Origin of the sequence: Pseudonocardia sp. T1-2H (assembly GCF_038039215.1) — a bacterium.
GTDB lineage: Bacteria > Actinomycetota > Actinomycetes > Mycobacteriales > Pseudonocardiaceae > Pseudonocardia.
On the sequence record NZ_JBBPCL010000001.1, the window covers coordinates 2,276,055 to 2,290,821 of the forward strand.

At 71.7% G+C, this 14,767-nt stretch carries 15 protein-coding genes and 2 pseudogenes; 13 read left to right on the forward strand and 4 right to left on the reverse strand.

From position 1 onward, the window contains the following. The first annotated feature begins 4 nt into the window (after window positions 1-4). The 8 genes from WBK50_RS11345 to WBK50_RS11380 are packed head-to-tail and all read left to right on the forward strand — an operon-like array spanning window position 5 to window position 7,574. Window positions 5-616, forward strand: a complete 612-nt coding sequence (locus WBK50_RS11345) for a nucleotide exchange factor GrpE (RefSeq protein ID WP_341335559.1) — start codon at window positions 5-7, stop codon at window positions 614-616. Between the two features lie 4 nt (window positions 617-620). Then, window positions 621-1,625 (forward strand): J domain-containing protein, encoded by a 1,005-nt coding sequence (locus WBK50_RS11350; protein ID WP_341335560.1) that lies wholly within the window; start codon window positions 621-623, stop codon window positions 1,623-1,625. Further along, a complete protein-coding gene (locus tag WBK50_RS11355) occupies window positions 1,622-1,987 on the forward strand; it encodes a chaperone modulator CbpM (RefSeq protein ID WP_341335561.1) in 366 nt (121 codons plus the stop codon). The genes WBK50_RS11350 and WBK50_RS11355 overlap by 4 nt, the downstream gene beginning before the upstream one ends. Continuing rightward, entirely contained in the window at window positions 1,987-4,629 is a 2,643-nt protein-coding gene (gene clpB, locus WBK50_RS11360) for an ATP-dependent chaperone ClpB (protein ID WP_341335562.1), read from the forward strand. Before WBK50_RS11355 ends, clpB begins: the two co-directional genes overlap by 1 nt. Continuing rightward, the gene (gene trxA / locus WBK50_RS11365) at window positions 4,626-5,102 is read left to right on the forward strand and encodes a thioredoxin (RefSeq protein ID WP_341335563.1); all 477 of its coding nucleotides are present in this window, start codon (window positions 4,626-4,628) and stop codon (window positions 5,100-5,102) included. Before clpB ends, trxA begins: the two co-directional genes overlap by 4 nt. Continuing rightward, window positions 5,099-5,593 (forward strand): hypothetical protein, encoded by a 495-nt coding sequence (locus WBK50_RS11370; RefSeq protein WP_341335564.1) that lies wholly within the window; start codon window positions 5,099-5,101, stop codon window positions 5,591-5,593. Before trxA ends, WBK50_RS11370 begins: the two co-directional genes overlap by 4 nt. Beyond that, window positions 5,590-5,874, forward strand: a complete 285-nt coding sequence (locus tag WBK50_RS11375) for a ubiquitin carboxyl-terminal hydrolase 14 (RefSeq protein ID WP_341335565.1) — start codon at window positions 5,590-5,592, stop codon at window positions 5,872-5,874. The genes WBK50_RS11370 and WBK50_RS11375 overlap by 4 nt, the downstream gene beginning before the upstream one ends. Then, window positions 5,871-7,574 carry an FAD-dependent oxidoreductase gene (locus WBK50_RS11380; RefSeq protein ID WP_341335566.1) on the forward strand — a complete coding sequence of 568 codons (1,704 nt, stop codon included), beginning with the start codon at window positions 5,871-5,873 and terminating at the stop codon, window positions 7,572-7,574. Before WBK50_RS11375 ends, WBK50_RS11380 begins: the two co-directional genes overlap by 4 nt. Before the next feature lie 96 nt (window positions 7,575-7,670). Here WBK50_RS11380 and WBK50_RS11385 read toward each other — a convergent pair whose 3' ends face one another. Then, complete coding sequence (locus tag WBK50_RS11385) at window positions 7,671-8,126, reverse strand: hypothetical protein (RefSeq protein WP_341335567.1); 456 nt, start codon at window positions 8,124-8,126, stop codon at window positions 7,671-7,673. On the opposite strand from WBK50_RS11385, the pseudogene WBK50_RS35075 reads away from it, so the two are divergent. The 5 genes and pseudogenes from WBK50_RS35075 to WBK50_RS11410 form a co-directional block, all read left to right on the forward strand. Then, a pseudogene (locus WBK50_RS35075) lies at window positions 8,028-8,273 on the forward strand (ATP-binding protein); the annotation flags it as partial. The gene WBK50_RS11385 and the pseudogene WBK50_RS35075 sit on opposite strands and share 99 nt — an antisense overlap. A gap of 818 nt (window positions 8,274-9,091) precedes the next feature. Continuing rightward, window positions 9,092-10,018, forward strand: coding sequence for an epoxide hydrolase family protein (locus tag WBK50_RS11395; protein ID WP_341335568.1), 927 nt, complete (start codon window positions 9,092-9,094; stop codon window positions 10,016-10,018). Continuing rightward, window positions 9,988-10,320 (forward strand): hypothetical protein, encoded by a 333-nt coding sequence (locus WBK50_RS11400; RefSeq protein ID WP_341335569.1) that lies wholly within the window; start codon window positions 9,988-9,990, stop codon window positions 10,318-10,320. Before WBK50_RS11395 ends, WBK50_RS11400 begins: the two co-directional genes overlap by 31 nt. A gap of 294 nt (window positions 10,321-10,614) precedes the next feature. Then, entirely contained in the window at window positions 10,615-11,439 is an 825-nt protein-coding gene (locus WBK50_RS11405) for an MBL fold metallo-hydrolase (protein ID WP_341335570.1), read from the forward strand. 81 nt (window positions 11,440-11,520) lie between these two features. Next, window positions 11,521-12,309: an enoyl-CoA hydratase/isomerase family protein gene (locus WBK50_RS11410; protein ID WP_341335571.1), complete on the forward strand. Its 789-nt coding sequence runs from the start codon at window positions 11,521-11,523 to the stop codon at window positions 12,307-12,309. 295 nt (window positions 12,310-12,604) lie between these two features. Here the strand turns inward: WBK50_RS11410 and WBK50_RS11415 are convergent, their stop codons facing one another. The 3 genes and pseudogenes from WBK50_RS11415 to WBK50_RS35085 all read right to left on the reverse strand — a co-directional run. After that, entirely contained in the window at window positions 12,605-13,909 is a 1,305-nt protein-coding gene (locus WBK50_RS11415) for a lipocalin family protein (RefSeq protein WP_341335572.1), read from the reverse strand. Between the two features lie 420 nt (window positions 13,910-14,329). After that, window positions 14,330-14,413: a hypothetical protein gene (locus tag WBK50_RS35080; protein ID WP_445942348.1), complete on the reverse strand. Its 84-nt coding sequence runs from the start codon at window positions 14,411-14,413 to the stop codon at window positions 14,330-14,332. A 97-nt stretch (window positions 14,414-14,510) separates the two neighbouring features. Then, window positions 14,511-14,705: pseudogene (locus WBK50_RS35085) on the reverse strand (ATP-binding protein); the annotation flags it as partial. Between the last annotated feature and the right edge of the window lie 62 nt (window positions 14,706-14,767).

The window sequence follows — 14,767 nt, forward strand, 5'->3', positions numbered from 1 at the left end:
AGCGATGACAGCCCAGCGACCCGAGAGCCCCGGGCCCCCGCTCTCCGCCGAGCAGCGCTCATCAGACGAACCGGCCCGGCAGGAACCGCCGGGGTCGGAGGCCACGGCCTCCGACCCCGGCGGGGCTGACGGGACGGGGCAGCGGCCGGACGGCCGGGAGACCGCGGCCGCGGCGGGGTCGGCCCCGGCCGAGTTGGAGGACCGCTGGAGGCGCACCGCCGCGGACCTGGACAACCTCCGCAAGCGCTACCAGCGCGACCTCACGCGGGAGCGCGGCGCCGAGCGCGACCGGGTGGCGGCGGCGTTCCTCCCCGTCCTGGACAACATCGACCTGGCGCTGCGGCACGCAGAGGCCGATCCGTCGTCGATCGTCGAGGGCATCCGGGCGGTCCGTGAGCAGGCGATGGCGCTGCTGTCGGGGCTCGGCTACCCCCGTCAGGAGGAGTCCGGCGTGCCGTTCGACCCGGCGCGGCACGAGGTGGTCGGCGTCGTCGCGCCCGAGGACGCGAACGTCCCGCCGGGTGCGGTCGCGGCGGTCGTGCGGCCCGGCTACGGGGCTCCGGACCGCCAGCTGCGGCCGGCGTCGGTGACCGTCACCAGGGCCTCGGGGGACTGAGCGCATGGCCCGGGACTACTACGAGGTCCTCGGTGTGTCACGAGACGCCGGGTCCGACGAGCTGCAGCAGGCCTACCGGCGGCTGGCCAGGGCGAACCATCCCGACGTCAACAAGGACCCGGCGGCGGAGGAACGCTTCAAGGAGGCCAACGAGGCCTACAGCGTGCTGTCGGACCCGGAGCAGCGCAGACGCTACGACCGGTTCGGGGAGAACTACCGGCAGGTCCCCGAGGACTGGGAGGAGCGCGTGGGCGCGGGCAGGGCCCGCTCCGGCGGGTTCCGCGCCGGCGGGCCCGGCGGCGGCTACGCGTCGCCCGGCGGCGGCTACGCGTCCGAGGGCTACGGCGGGGGCTTCGAGGGTTTCGGCGGTGCCGGCGGGGTCGACATCGAGGACCTGTTCGGGGGGATCTTCGGCGGGGGCGGCCGTGCCCGCGGCCGCTCCGGCCCGGTGGCGGGCGCGGACCAGGAGGCCGAGCTGCCGCTGACGGTGGAGGAGGCGTACCGCGGCGGCAGACGTTCGATCACGCTCGAGGGCACCGCGGGGCCGCGCAGCTACACCGTCACGATCCCGCGCGGCGTCACCGACGGGCAGCGCATCCGGCTCTCCGGCGAGGGCGGCCGCGGGATCAACGGCGGGGAGCGGGGCGACCTCTACCTCGTCGTGCGGATCCTGCCGCACCCGCGGTTCCGGGTGCAGGGCCGCGACATCTACGTCGACCTCCCGTTGGCGCCGTGGGAGGCCGCGCTGGGGGCGACCGTGCCGGTCCCGACCCCGGGGGGCGAGACCAAGGTGACCGTCCCGCCCGGGACGTCGACCGGGCGGCGGCTGCGGTTGCGCGGGGAGGGCATGCCGAACCCGAAGGGGAGGCCCGGCGACCTCCAGGCCGAGGTCAAGATCATGGTCCCGCCGCGGCTGACGGACCGCGAGCGAGAGCTGTTCACCGAACTCGCCGACGTGTCTCCGTTCGACCCTCGGCGTGAGGTCGCCACGAAGGGCGGGGAGCGATGACGAGCCGATACCTGCCGGTGCGCCGGCCCGGGCAGCTGCTGAGCCAGGAGGAGTTCGCTCGCCGCAGCGGCGTGCACCCCGACCTGGTCCGCCGCTTCGTCGCGCTGGGCCTGGTGCGCGCGAGCCGCAGCGGCGACGGCGCGCTGTGGTTCGCCCGCGGCCAGCTGATGTCCGTCGCCCGGATCGAACGGCTGCGCAGCGGGCTGTCCCTGAACTACGCGGCACTCGGTCTGGTGGTCGAGCTGCTCGACCGGATCCAGGCGCTGGAGATCGAGCTGCGGCGGCAGCAGCGCGCCGCCCTCAACCGCATCGAACCGAGCCGCACCGAACGGCGCGACACCGACGGGGTACGGAGTCTCTGATGGACCTGAACCGCCTGACCCAGAAGTCCCAGCAAGCCCTCTCGGCCGCCCAGGACCTCGCGACCCGCGCGGGCCACACCGAGGTCGACGCCGAGCACCTGCTGCTCGCGCTCCTGGAACAGCCCGACGGTCTCGTACCGCGGCTGCTCACCGGGATGGACGTCGACCTGGGCCGGCTGCGCGCGGACGTCGATGCCGAGCTCGGCCGAAAGCCCCGCAGTACCGGGGCCGCCAGCCAGCCGGGGCAGGTCTCCGTGACCCAGCGGTTGGCGCAGGTGCTGGAGGCGGCCGATCGCGAGGCACGCCGGCTCAAGGACGAGTACGTCTCGGTCGAGCACGTGCTGATCGCGCTCGCCGAGACGGGCGCACAGACCGGTGCGGGCCGGGTGCTGGGCCGGCACGGCGTCACCCGCGACCGCGTGCTGGCCGAGCTGACGAAGGTGCGCGGCAACCAGCGGGTCACCTCGGCGACGCCCGAGGGCACCTACGAGGCGCTGTCCAAGTACGGGCAGGACCTCGTGGAGTCGGCGCGCGCGGGCCGGATGGACCCGGTGATCGGCCGCGACGCGGAGATCCGGCGGGTCGTGCAGATCCTGTCCCGCAAGTCCAAGAACAACCCCGTGCTGATCGGCGACCCCGGCGTCGGGAAGACCGCGATCGTGGAGGGGCTCGCCCAGCGCATCGTGAACGGTGACGTGCCCGAGGGGCTCCGGGACCGCACGATCTTCGCGCTGGACATGGGCCTGCTCATCGCGGGCGCGAAGTACCGCGGCGAGTTCGAGGAGCGGCTGCAGGCCGTGCTCGGCGAGGTCAAGGCGGCCGAGGGCCGGATCCTGCTGTTCGTCGACGAGATGCACACGGTCGTGGGTGCCGGCGCCACCGAGGGCGCGATGGACGCGAGCAACATGCTCAAGCCGATGCTGGCCCGCGGCGAGCTGCACATGATCGGCGCGACGACACTGGACGAGTACCGCAAGCACGTCGAGAAGGACGCGGCGCTGGAGCGGCGGTTCCAGCCCGTCTACGTCGACCAGCCGAGCGTCGAGGACACCGTCTCCATCCTGCGCGGGCTGCGCGAGCGGCTGCAGGTGTTCCACGGGGTCCGCATCCAGGACGGCGCGCTGGTGGCCGCGGCGACCCTGTCGGACCGCTACCTCACCGAGCGGTTCCTCCCCGACAAGGCGATCGACCTCGTCGACGAGGCGTGCGCCCGCTTGCGCACCGAGATCGACTCGATGCCGGCGGCCCTCGACGAGATCACCCGGCGGGTCACCCGGCTGGAGATCGAGGACGCCGCCCTGGCCCAGGAGGAGGACCCGGCAAGCAAGTCCCGGTTGGAGGAGCTGCGCCGCGAGCTGGCCGACCTGCGGGCCGAGGCCGACGCCATGCGCGCGCAGTGGGAGGCCGAGCGGAGCGCCATCAAGCGCGTCCAGGAGCTGCGGGCCGAGCTGGAGCAGGTCCGGCGCGAGGCCGAGGAGGCCGAGCGCGCCTACGACCTCAACCGGGCCGCCGAGCTGCGCTACGGCAAGCTGGCGGAGCTCGAGCGGAGGCTCCCGGCGGAGGAGGAGCGGCTCGTCCAGAAGCAGGGCGGGCACCGGCTGCTCCGCGAGGAGGTGACGCCCGAGGAGATCGCGGACATCGTCGCGTCCTGGACCGGCATCCCGGTCAAGCGGCTCACCGAGGGCGAGCGGGAGAAGCTGCTCCGCCTGGACACCATCCTGCACAACAAGGTGGTCGGGCAGGACGAAGCCGTGCGCGCGGTGTCCGATGCGATCATCCGCGCCCGGTCGGGGATCAAGGACCCGCGCAGGCCGACGGGGTCGTTCATCTTCCTCGGCCCCACCGGCGTCGGGAAGACCGAGCTGGCGAAGACGCTGGCCTCGGCGCTGTTCGACTCCGAGGACAACATGGTCCGGATCGACATGAGCGAGTACCAGGAGCGGCACACGGTGTCGCGGCTGGTCGGGGCCCCTCCCGGCTACGTCGGCTACGACGAGGGCGGGCAGCTCACCGAGGCCGTCCGGCGGCGCCCGTACGCGGTCGTGCTCTTCGACGAGATCGAGAAGGCGCACCCGGACGTGTTCAACACGCTGCTGCAGGTGCTCGACGACGGCCGGCTCACCGACGCCCAGGGCCGCACGGTGAACTTCCGCAACACCGTGATCATCATGACGTCCAACATCGGGTCGCAGTACCTGATCGACGGGGTCACCGAGACCGGCCAGCTGAAGCCGGAGGCGCGTGACCTGGTGACGGCCGAGCTGCGGGCGCACTTCCGCCCCGAGTTCCTCAACCGGGTGGACGACACGGTGCTGTTCACCCCGCTGGTCCTGGAGCAGATCGCCGAGATCGTCGACCTGATGCTCACCGACCTGCGCATCCGGCTCGCCGAGCGCCGGATCGACCTCGAGGTGACCGACGAGGCGCGCGCCTTCATCGCCCGCGAGGGCTACGACCCGGTGTACGGCGCGCGCCCGCTGCGCCGGTTCATCTCCCGGGAGGTCGAGACCATGGTCGCCCGGGCGCTGATCGCGGGCGAGGTGGTGGAGGGCTCGACGGTCAACGTCGACGTCAAGGACGGCCGGATCGTGGTCACCCACGACGCACCGGTGCACCCGGAGCAGGTGGTGGTGCCGGTATGAGCTCTCCGACGACCGGGACGTCGCGCTCCACCGTGGTCACGTGCCCGCACTGCGGGAAGAGGAACCGCGTGGCCGCGGTCGGCGACGGCGTGCCCAAGTGCGGGAACTGCCACAACCCGGTGCCGTGGATCGCCGACGCGGGGGACGACGACTTCGCCGAGGTGGCCGAGCGGGCGCCGCTGCCGGTGGTGGTGGACCTCTGGGCGACCTGGTGCGGCCCGTGCCGGATGGTGAGCCCGGCCCTGGAACAGCTGGCCACCGAGCGGGCCGGCGAGATCAAGCTGGTGAAGGTCGATGTCGACAGCGCCCCCAAGCTCTCGCAGCGCTTCGAGGTCCGCGCGGTGCCCACGCTGATGGTGCTCCGCGACGGCGAGGTCATCGCCCGGCAGCCGGGCGCCGCACCGCTTCCTGCGCTGCGCAGCTGGCTGGACCAGGCGCTCACCAACCCCACCGACTCGAAGGCCACCTCATGACCCTGCGCGACCGGATCGCCACTCTCGTCCCGGCCCGGATCTCGTCCGCCGAGCCGGTCCCGCCGCCCGCGAGGTTCCGGCCGTCCCTCACCTGGCAGGTGCCGCTGCGGCTCGCCACCGGCGCCTACATCCTGGACTCCGGCCTGGGCAGGTGGAGCGCGGACGCGGAGACGGCGAAGCAGCTGCACGGCTTCGCGAGCGGGGCCTACCCGTTCGTGGCCACGGTCGAGCCCACCGCGTTCACCAAGGCGCTCGCGGTCGGGGAGATCCTGCTCGGGGCGAGCCTGCTCGTCCCGATCGTGCCGGCGGGCGTGGCCGGGCTCGGGCTGCTCGCGTTCGGCGCGGGACTGGTCGGGTTGTACGCCCGGACGCCGGGGATGCGCCGCCCGGGCTCGCCCTTCCCCACCCAGGACGGGATCCCGCTGGCCAAGGACGCCTGGCTCGCCGCGATCGGGGCGGCGCTGGTGCTCGGCGACCGGGCGAAGCGATGACCCCGGCGGCGCCGTTCTCCGGCGGGGGCGTCGACCCACACGTCACGTGGATCCGCGACGTCGTGCCGCGCACCCCCCAGGGCTGCGAGGAGTGCCTGCGCTCGGGCACCCCCTGGGTGCACCTGCGGCTGTGCCTGACGTGCGGGCACGTCGGGTGCTGCGACTCCTCGCCGATGCGGCACGCGCGGGCGCACTCCGGCGCCGTCGGGCACCCGATCGTGCGGTCGTTCGAGCCGGGGGAGGACTGGCGCTGGTGCTTCGTCGATGAGGCCTTCGCATGACGCGCCCGGACACGGACACGGCGGGAGCCGGCCTGGAGCAGCTGCTCGAGTCCGTCCCCGACGGCGAGACGCCGGACCTGCATGGGGCGTTCCCCCGGCTCGACGAAGCCCGGATCCGCGCGCTGTCCGCGCTCGGCGAGCGCACCCGGATGGAGCGCGGCCAGGTGCTGATCGCCGAGGGCGCCCCGGACGACGCGTTCCGGGTGATCCTCTCCGGGCGGGTCGCGTCGGTGGAGGCCTTCGGCACCCCCGAGCAGCGGGTCCTGCGGGTGCACGGCCCGGGGCGGTTCCTCGGCGAGCTCGGGCTGCTCACCGGGCAGGTCTCCTTCCTGACCTGGATCGCCGCCGACCCCGGCGAGCTCCTCGTCGTCCCCGCGGACCGCTTCCGCGACCACCTCGCCCGGAACCCCACGCTCGGCGACGAGATCCTGCAGGCATATCTCGTGCGGCGGATGCTGGTGCTCGGCGAGGGAGGCGGGTTCCGCATCATCGGGTCCCGGTACTCCGCGGACACCCACCGGCTCCGGGAGTTCGCCGCCCGCAACCGGCTGCCGCACCGGTTCGTCGACGTCGAGTCCGACCCCCGCGCGGAGTCGCTCCTGCAGCAGCTGGGGATCCGCCCCGCGGAGACGCCGGTGGTCGTGTGGCGGGACCGGGTGTTGCGCAACCCCCGTCCCGAGCACCTCGCCGAGCTGACCGGGATCCGGCCGAGCCGGGGCGAGGTCGAGGTCTGTGACCTGGCGGTCGTCGGGGCGGGGCCTTCCGGGCTGGCGGCCTCCGTCTACGGCGCGTCGGAGGGACTCAGCACGGTCCTGCTCGACCACGTCGCCACGGGTGGGCAGGCGGCCACGACCTCTCGGATCGAGAACTACCTCGGGTTCCCGGCCGGGATCTCCGGCGGGGAGCTCGCCGAGCGGGCCGTCGTGCAGGCCGAGAAGTTCGGCGTCCGGATGGCGGTGCCGGCCGACGCCATGACGCTGGAGGTGGGCCGCGACGGGCACCATCGGCTCGGGCTCGGTGGCGACGACAGCCTCATGGCCCGCGCGGTCGTCCTCGCCTGCGGGGCCCACTACCGGCGGCTGCCGGTGCCGCGGCTGGAGGAGTTCGAGGACACGTGCGTCCTCTATGCGGCGACCCTCGTCGAGGCCCAGCTGTGCGCCGGCGACCCGGTCGTGGTCGTGGGCGGCGGCAACTCGGCGGGCCAGGCCTCGCTCTTCCTCGCCGACCACGCCGGCGCCGTCCGGCTCGTGGTCCGCGAGCCCGCCCTCCAGGACATGTCCCGGTACCTGGCCGACCGCATCCTGCACGACTCCCGCATCGAGCTGCACCTGCACACCGAGGTGCGCGAGCTGGTGGGGGAGCGAGGCGTGCTGGAGGCCGTCGTCGTCGAGGACGACCGGACCGGCGAGCGCCGGACGCTGCCGGCCCGCGAGCTGGCGGTGTTCATCGGTGCGTCGCCGTGCACGGGCTGGCTGGGCGACGCGGTGGCCCTCGACAGCGGGGGCTACGTCCTGACCGGTCCCGCGGCGGCGGCGCGCGAGGAGCCCGGGGGTGAGGCGCCGCTGCCGTTGGAGACGAGCGTGCGCGGGGTGTTCGCGGCCGGGGACGTCCGCAGCGGGTCGGTGAAGCGCGTCGCGTCGGCGGTGGGGGAGGGCGCGATGGCGGTCCGCATGGTGCACGAGCGCCTCGCCTCGATGTGAGGGAGGAGGGGACGGCGTCGCCGGTCAGGTGCGCCCTGTGAAGGCTGGAAGTAGCTTCGCCGAAGGTGCCGCCCGGCTGGCCTTGGCCGCGGCGGCTCAGCCCAGGTAGAAGTCCCTGCGGGCGGCCACGAACGCCTCGATCGACTGCGGGGGGATGCCTGTCACGCGCTCGACGCCGTCGGCCGTGCGGTCGTCACGGTTGTCCCGGTGCAGCTGGGCCATGGTGGCGACATGCTGTTCGGTGTGCGGCGACAGGCCCATCCTAGAGAGCCCGGCCTGCCACCGGTCCAGCGGCACGTCCACATAGGACACTGAGCGATCCAGCGCCCGGGAGAAGGCCGCGGCCAGCTCCGTCATGTCGACGCCGGGCGGGAGCAGCCCTGAGACGATGCGGGCCAGACCGGGCAGCAGGACGACGCCGGTGGTGGTGGCGCCGCTGGTCGAGTTGCCGACGGCCTGCTCCCGGTCTCCCCGGACGCTGCGGAAGGGTTCTATCGGCTCGTCGACGCCGCCTACGAACGCCGCTCGCTTGCCGTGTCGAGCAACCTCCACCCCTCCGGGTTCGACGAGATCATGCCTAAGACACTGGTCACCGCCACGGTCGACCGGCTCCTGCACCACGCCCACATCCTCGTCACCCAAGGTGACAGCTATCGGCTCGCCCAAGCGACTTCCGGCAAGGGGGTGAGCCCCTTGACCTTGGCGCCGAGGGGGAACAGCAGGAGAAGGTCCAGCGGGCCGGCGGTGACCCAAAAGCACAAATGGCGACGTCTCGCACCCAGGCTGGGGGAAGCAGCCGCCGGAGAAAATCGGGAGGACCAAGCCGGACCGGCCGGTTGAGGCCTCGGGCCCGAGGAGGCGCCTCGCATGATGGCTCACCAGAGATCCATCACAGGCACCAGCCTTCGAACGCCGCGCGCTGCCGCGGACGCGGGCATCGTCTTCTCCCTGCTGTTCAGCGTGGCCCTCGTTCGTCTCCGCCTCTCGACACCGCCGGACACAGCCACGGAGGGCGTGTGGCTGACAGATTCGCCGCACCGCGCAACCATGACCGTCGCGCTGAATCTGGTGCCGTTCGGCGGCATCGCCTTCTTGTGGTTCATCGGGGTGGTGCGAGACCGGGATTGGGCCGCAGGAGGACGGGTTCTTCGCGTCGGTGTTCCTGGGCAGGGGGCTGCTGTTTGTCGCCATGTTGTTCGTCGGGGCCGCCGTCGAGGGCGCGCTGCTCGGCTCTGTGGCGGCGCGCTCGGGTGGCGCCTCCACCTGCGCGCGCGGAGCAGGAACGCCTGCACGGCAGGGCTCGTCCTTCATCAGGTGTTGCGAGGCGCGGCGGGAGACTCACGACTGGTTCCCCCAGGCCGGATCCGGGGTCCTTGGCCCCTCCTCGTTCGTGTGAACGGGGTGTAGGGTTTCGGGCTTCCCGGAAGCGGAGACCGTGCCCGGGCCGCTCGTGAGGTGCTCATGTGCCCCGCCTCCGGTCTGCGACTTCCCTCGCGCCGAGTTCCAGCAGAGGGGCAGTGACCACCATCGAGCAGCAGACCGGCAGCGCCATCCGTCCGTTCTCCGTCGCGATCCCGCAGGACGCGCTCGACGACCTGCGCCGTCGCCTCGCGGCGATCCGCTGGCCGAGCAGGGAGCTGGTCGACGACAGGTCGCAGGGCGTGCAGCTGGCGACGATGCAGGCGCTGTGCCGCTACTGGGCCAGCGAGTACGAGGGCCGCCGGGTCGAGTCGCGGCTCAACGCGCTGCCGCAGTCCACCACGGAGATCGACGGGGTGGACATCCACTTCGTGCACGTGCGGTCGCGGCACGAGGACGCGCTACCGCTGATCATGACCCACGGCTGGCCGGGCTCGGTCATGGAGATGCTGGATTCGGTAGGCCCGCTCACGGACCCCACCGCGCACGGCGGCTCGCCCGAGGATGCGTTCGACCTGGTGCTGCCCTCGCTCCCCGGGTACGGCTTCTCCGGGCAGCCGACTGAGGTCGGCTGGGATCTCGTCCGCACCGCGCGGGCCTGGGCCGAGCTGATGACCCGCCTCGGCTACGACCGCTACGTGGCCCAGGGCGGCGACGTCGGCGCCGGCGTCACCGACGCCATGGGGCGGCTGGGCCCCGACGGGCTGGTCGGCATCCACACCAACCTGCTGGTGCCGGCTCTGAACGACCCCGCGTCGCTCCCGGCAGACGGCGAGGCGGAACGCGCGGCGCTGGCCGCGATCAAGACCTTCCAGACCAGTGGTAACGGCTACTTCGTCGAGCAGGCCACCCGCCCGCAGACCATCGGCTACGGGCTGGTGGACTCACCGGTCGCGCTCGCGGCCTGGATGCTCGACCACGACACGGACGCCTACTACAAGATCGCCCGTGCGTTCGTCGGCGGGGGGCATCGGGCAACCTCACGCGGGACCACGTGCTGGACAACATCACGGCCTATTGGCTGACCGGCACAGGAGCCTCCGCCGCGCGGTCGTACTGGGAGGCCTACGGGCCGGATGCGCCGTCCGCCGGGAGCACGCCCCTGCCGCCGCCCACCATCCCGGTCGGTTTCAGCACCTTTCCGGGCGAGATCTGGCGGACACCGCGCAGCTGGGCCGAGCACGCGTACCCCACGCTCAGCTACTTCGGCGAGGCGGCGCGGGGCGGCCACTTTGCGGCCTGGGAGGAACCCGAGCTCTTCGCGGCCGAGATGCGGGCCGCGTTCCGCCCACTGCGTCAACCACAGGTCCCCGAGCCACACAGCTGAGCACGACGGCGTCCCGCCACAGGCGGGACGCCACCCCCGTTGCCGCCGTGCCGTGCACTGGCCGAGCGCGGCGGTCGTCACCCCAGCCCAGGCCGCAGACCGCCGCGAAGTCCGAAGTACACCCCTAGCCGGGCGCACTCGGAGGCACACCATGACCAGGCACCGTCCGGCCAGCACGTACCAGACCGACCGGATGACAACGACGTTCACCTGCCGATGCGCGGACCTCCGCCTCACCGGCGGCAGTCCGCCGTCTCGAAGTGCACTGACCTCTCACAGACGGGACCCACCGACATGACCAACTCGCTCGGCGTCAACGTCTTCACCGCGCCGGAAAAGGCCATCGTGGGTGAGCGTCCTCGGCCGTTCGGGCCGCCGATGGCATGGGACCCCATCACCTCGACGCTGATCTTCGGCGAGCACGACGCCGTCCTCATCGACACCCTCACCACCGCCGCCGAGGCCCAAGCGCTGGCCGACTGGGTCGCGTTGCACCACCGCAATCTGACCACGATCTACATCACCCACGGCCACATCGACCACTTCACCGGGCTCAGCGTGGTCATGCAGCGATTCCCCGAGGCACGGGCCATCGCCACCCCGAAGTCGGTCGAGCTGATGCACGAGCAGACGCCACGGCTGCCGTTCTTCCGCAAGCTCTGGCCCGGACAGCTCCCCACCGCGATCGCCTTCCCCGAGCCCTACGACAAGGACACGTTCACCCTCGAGGACCACGAGGTGCGCATCATCGAGCAGGGCCGCACCGACACCGCCGACACCACCTCCCTGCACGTGCCCACCATCGACCTCGTCGTCGGCGGCGACGTCATCTACAACGAGTGCCACATGTACGTCGCCGAGAGCACACCGGAGAGCCGCGCCAACTGGATCGCCGCACTGGACCGCCTGGCAGCTCTGAGCCCGACGATCGCCGTCGCCGGCCACAAGAAGCCCGGCGCCCCGGACACCCCGGCGGCCATCGACGCAACCAAGCGCTACCTCACCGACTTCGACCGTCTGCAGAAGGCAGTCTCGAGTGACCAGGAGCTCTACGCCGCGATGACGAAGCTCTACCCCGACTGGGCCAGCCATCAGGCATGGCTGATGTTCGGGTTCTGACCCGAAGCCGGGACCTCAGTCGCGCACCGCAGGCGGCAGCCGGCTCGCACCACTTCGGCAGGTGGTGGAGAGGAGCAGGTGATGGCACAGGCCTATCGCACGTTGCGAGTAGCCCCGGCTGACGAGGGTGTGTTGGGTGTCGTGATCGACGCGCCGCCGATGAACCTCATCGGGCCCGAGCTCGTGCGCGACCTCGTCACGCTGATCGGCACCTTGGAATCCGACCCGGTGACGAAGGTCGTGGTGCTGGAGAGCGGCGACCCGGACTACTTCATCCCGCACGTCGATCTCACCAAGGTCGCCGAGTACACCGCCGAGGCAGCCAAGGCCGGCGGACCGGAAGATGCGTCCCTGGGCATGCTGTGGCACAAGCTCAGCGAGCTGCCGGTCGTCACGATCGCGAAGATCCGCGGCCGCGCCCGCGGAGCCGGCAGCGAGCTCGCGCTGGCCTGCGACATGCGCTTCGCCGCGCGAGAGAACGCGATCCTGGGCCAGATCGAGATCGGCGCCGGTACGAACCCGGGCGCCGGAGGCGTGCAGCACCTGGCCCGACTGCTGGGACGCGGGCGAGCCATGGAAGCGATCCTCGGTGCGGACGACTTCAGCGCCGACCAGGCCGAACGCTACGGCTGGATCAACCGCGCACTGCCCGACGCCGAACTTGACGCGTTCGTCGCCCGGCTCGCCCGACGCATCGCATCCTTCCCCGCCGACGCCCTCGGCCTGGCACTGCTTGACCTTGGCCACGGCGGCTCCAGCAGACCGTCCTCCTTGCCCGAGAAGATATCGGCGAGGTGCTCACCAAGCTCGATGATGACGGCGCCGGGACCGGCGAAGCCGCCTACGTCGTCCGCCCGAGGTCGTACCTGATTGCCGGGCACCTCCCGGAAGCTGAGAGGTGCCACCGGTGTTCACCGGGACAAATACCGCTCGTTTGAGCTATTCCGCCGCAACCTCTACGAGCCAGACGTCATCACATTCGACGAACTCCTTGCTCGGGCCGCGAGTGGCACGTCCAGGCAGCACAGACGCAAGACGTGGAGGAGTAGTCACAACCGCCGAGCACCGGTTGGGCGTGGACGCCGGGCCGCCCGAGGTGCCGGGATGGGCCTGGTCCCATCCTGGTCTGGCTGGACGCCGTGGGAGTAGGACGAGCAATCGCCGGTCAAGTGAGCACCGGGAATGTCTTGGTGAGGATGTTGGGTAGCTCGAGGTAGGCCTTGCCGACCACGGGTCCGTCGAGGGATCCGGTGTGGACCAAGCAGGGGGCCTCCCAGATGTCCAGGTCCGACGTGCCGTAGGGCGGATAGCCGAACGGCATCTCGTAGTCCGGGAAGACCGGGGAGTAGTACCAGGTGCCGAACTCGCTGCTCACGCTCGCATAGACCGGGAAGTTGCGCTTGGAGACCGGCGAGGTCCAGGTCTTCAACGGCGTGAACACGACCGACTGTCCGAAGCCGTAGGTGGTTTGGTTGTTCGGTGTGGAGTAGGAGTGTCGGCCGAGGTTCAGCAGCGGCTGGTTGTTCTGGCCGTACCACTGCCGGAAGGTGAAGATCGACCCGTCGTCGAACTGCAGGCCCGACCAAATGTAGTTAGCCGCCCACGGCATCTCGGTGATCCGGAAGTTCCCCCACTGGTGCTCCATCCACAGCGACCCCTGCAGCCGGTGCATCTGGTTGCCGATCTTGACCGCGCCGTTGGCGGCCGTCTTCGGGGCGCCGTAGTAGTAGGACAGCGAGGACATCGTGGTGGGGTCGGTCTGTCCGGTCCACGGCATGTTCTCGTTCTCCACGCCATACGGCGTCAGCGGCATGTAGCCGTAGGGGGTGGTGGTGTGCAGCTCCATGGCCATGTCGACGGGTTGGGGCACGTTCGCGGCGGCGCCGTGGAACTTCAGCGACCACGTGTCCGGCTCGGCGCGGTAGAGGGTCTCGTACGTGGTGTCGGTGCCCTGCGCGGAGTAGAGGAAGTCGTTGGGCGAGGTCGACTGCGGGGCCGCCGCGGCCGTGAAGGAGGTCATATCGGGCGTGGCCCAGACGATGCTGTCGTTGTTCAGGCTGTCCAGGGAGAACCAGAGCCGGTGGCTGTATTTGCCGGGGCCATCGCCCTCGTGGAACAGGTTGTAGAACAGCCCGAACTGCTCCTGGGTGTCGACGTCGGTGAGGAAACCGGTCCAATAGAACCACTCCTCGAGCAGACCCGTGTCGTAGATGCCGCCCCCGTGCCACTGGTGATCCGCGGGCAGGGTGTACAGCCGCTGAGCGGAGCCGGTCTGCAGCCCCATCGGCCCGCTGCCCGGCGGCGCAGTCGACGCCGGCGCAGTCGACGCGGGCGTGCACGCCGTCGCAGCCAGAGCCAGCCCCGCGCCCAGGACAGCGCGGCGGCTGGCCACCATCCCGGTCCCACCGACCGCGGCGGGCGCTCCCTCGTCACGCTCCAGACCCTGCGATGGCCCTCCCTGCTCAGTCATGTCCGACCTCCCGTCGCCGCAATCGAGTAGCGACCCTTCCAGAACGAGGCAAAGCGTCCCGTGCCCTCACTGCTCGCATTGACCGTCAAACGGCCTGGCCTGGTGATCCGCGTGTTCCTCGGCGCCGTCCAGCACGGTCACCAACCACTTCGCTCGACATGGGCATAGCGGCTGTCGCCGACGCCCGCTGGTTGACGTGAGTCGCTGGCCATTTCCTTGCTGTCACTCCACCAGGCGATGGTCACCGCCCACGAACGCTGCGGCATCCCCCACCATGGGTGACGTCGGGACCTGCGTCGACACCGCTCTCACCGGTCAGAGCGACTGACCTTCCCCGCAAAGCGGCTGAGCTACCCCCTGCCACCGCCCCGCTTCCGGCCTCGGCCGACGCGGCGACGCTCCGGACGTACTTAGGCTCACTTACAGAAGCAGGCCACCTCCGTGGGCCATCGAGACGGCGCCCGGTCTCGCGATGCCGCTCCCGCCGCCGAGCAGCGCGGCCATCGAGCTGGAGTGGTGCGGGGCGACGAACGGTGCCACGGTGCTCAGCGGCCCGGCCGGTGGGAGGGTTCCCGGCCACCGAGCGGACGGCCGCGAGCTGCAGCGCGTCGTCCCGGGAGAGTTCGGGGAGCAGCCCGACGATCCGCTGCGCGAGCATGGTCTTGCCGGTCCCGGGTGGTCCGACCAGCAGCAGGTGATGGCCGCCCGCGGCCGCCACCTCCAGCGCGTGGCGGGCGTCCGGCTGACCCACGACGTCCGCGAGCTCCGGCGCCGCGGCCCCGGGCTCGCCGGCCACCGGGCCCGGGCGGTCCAGCGGACCGTCCCCGGCCAGGTGAGCACGTCGGCGAGTGTCCCGGC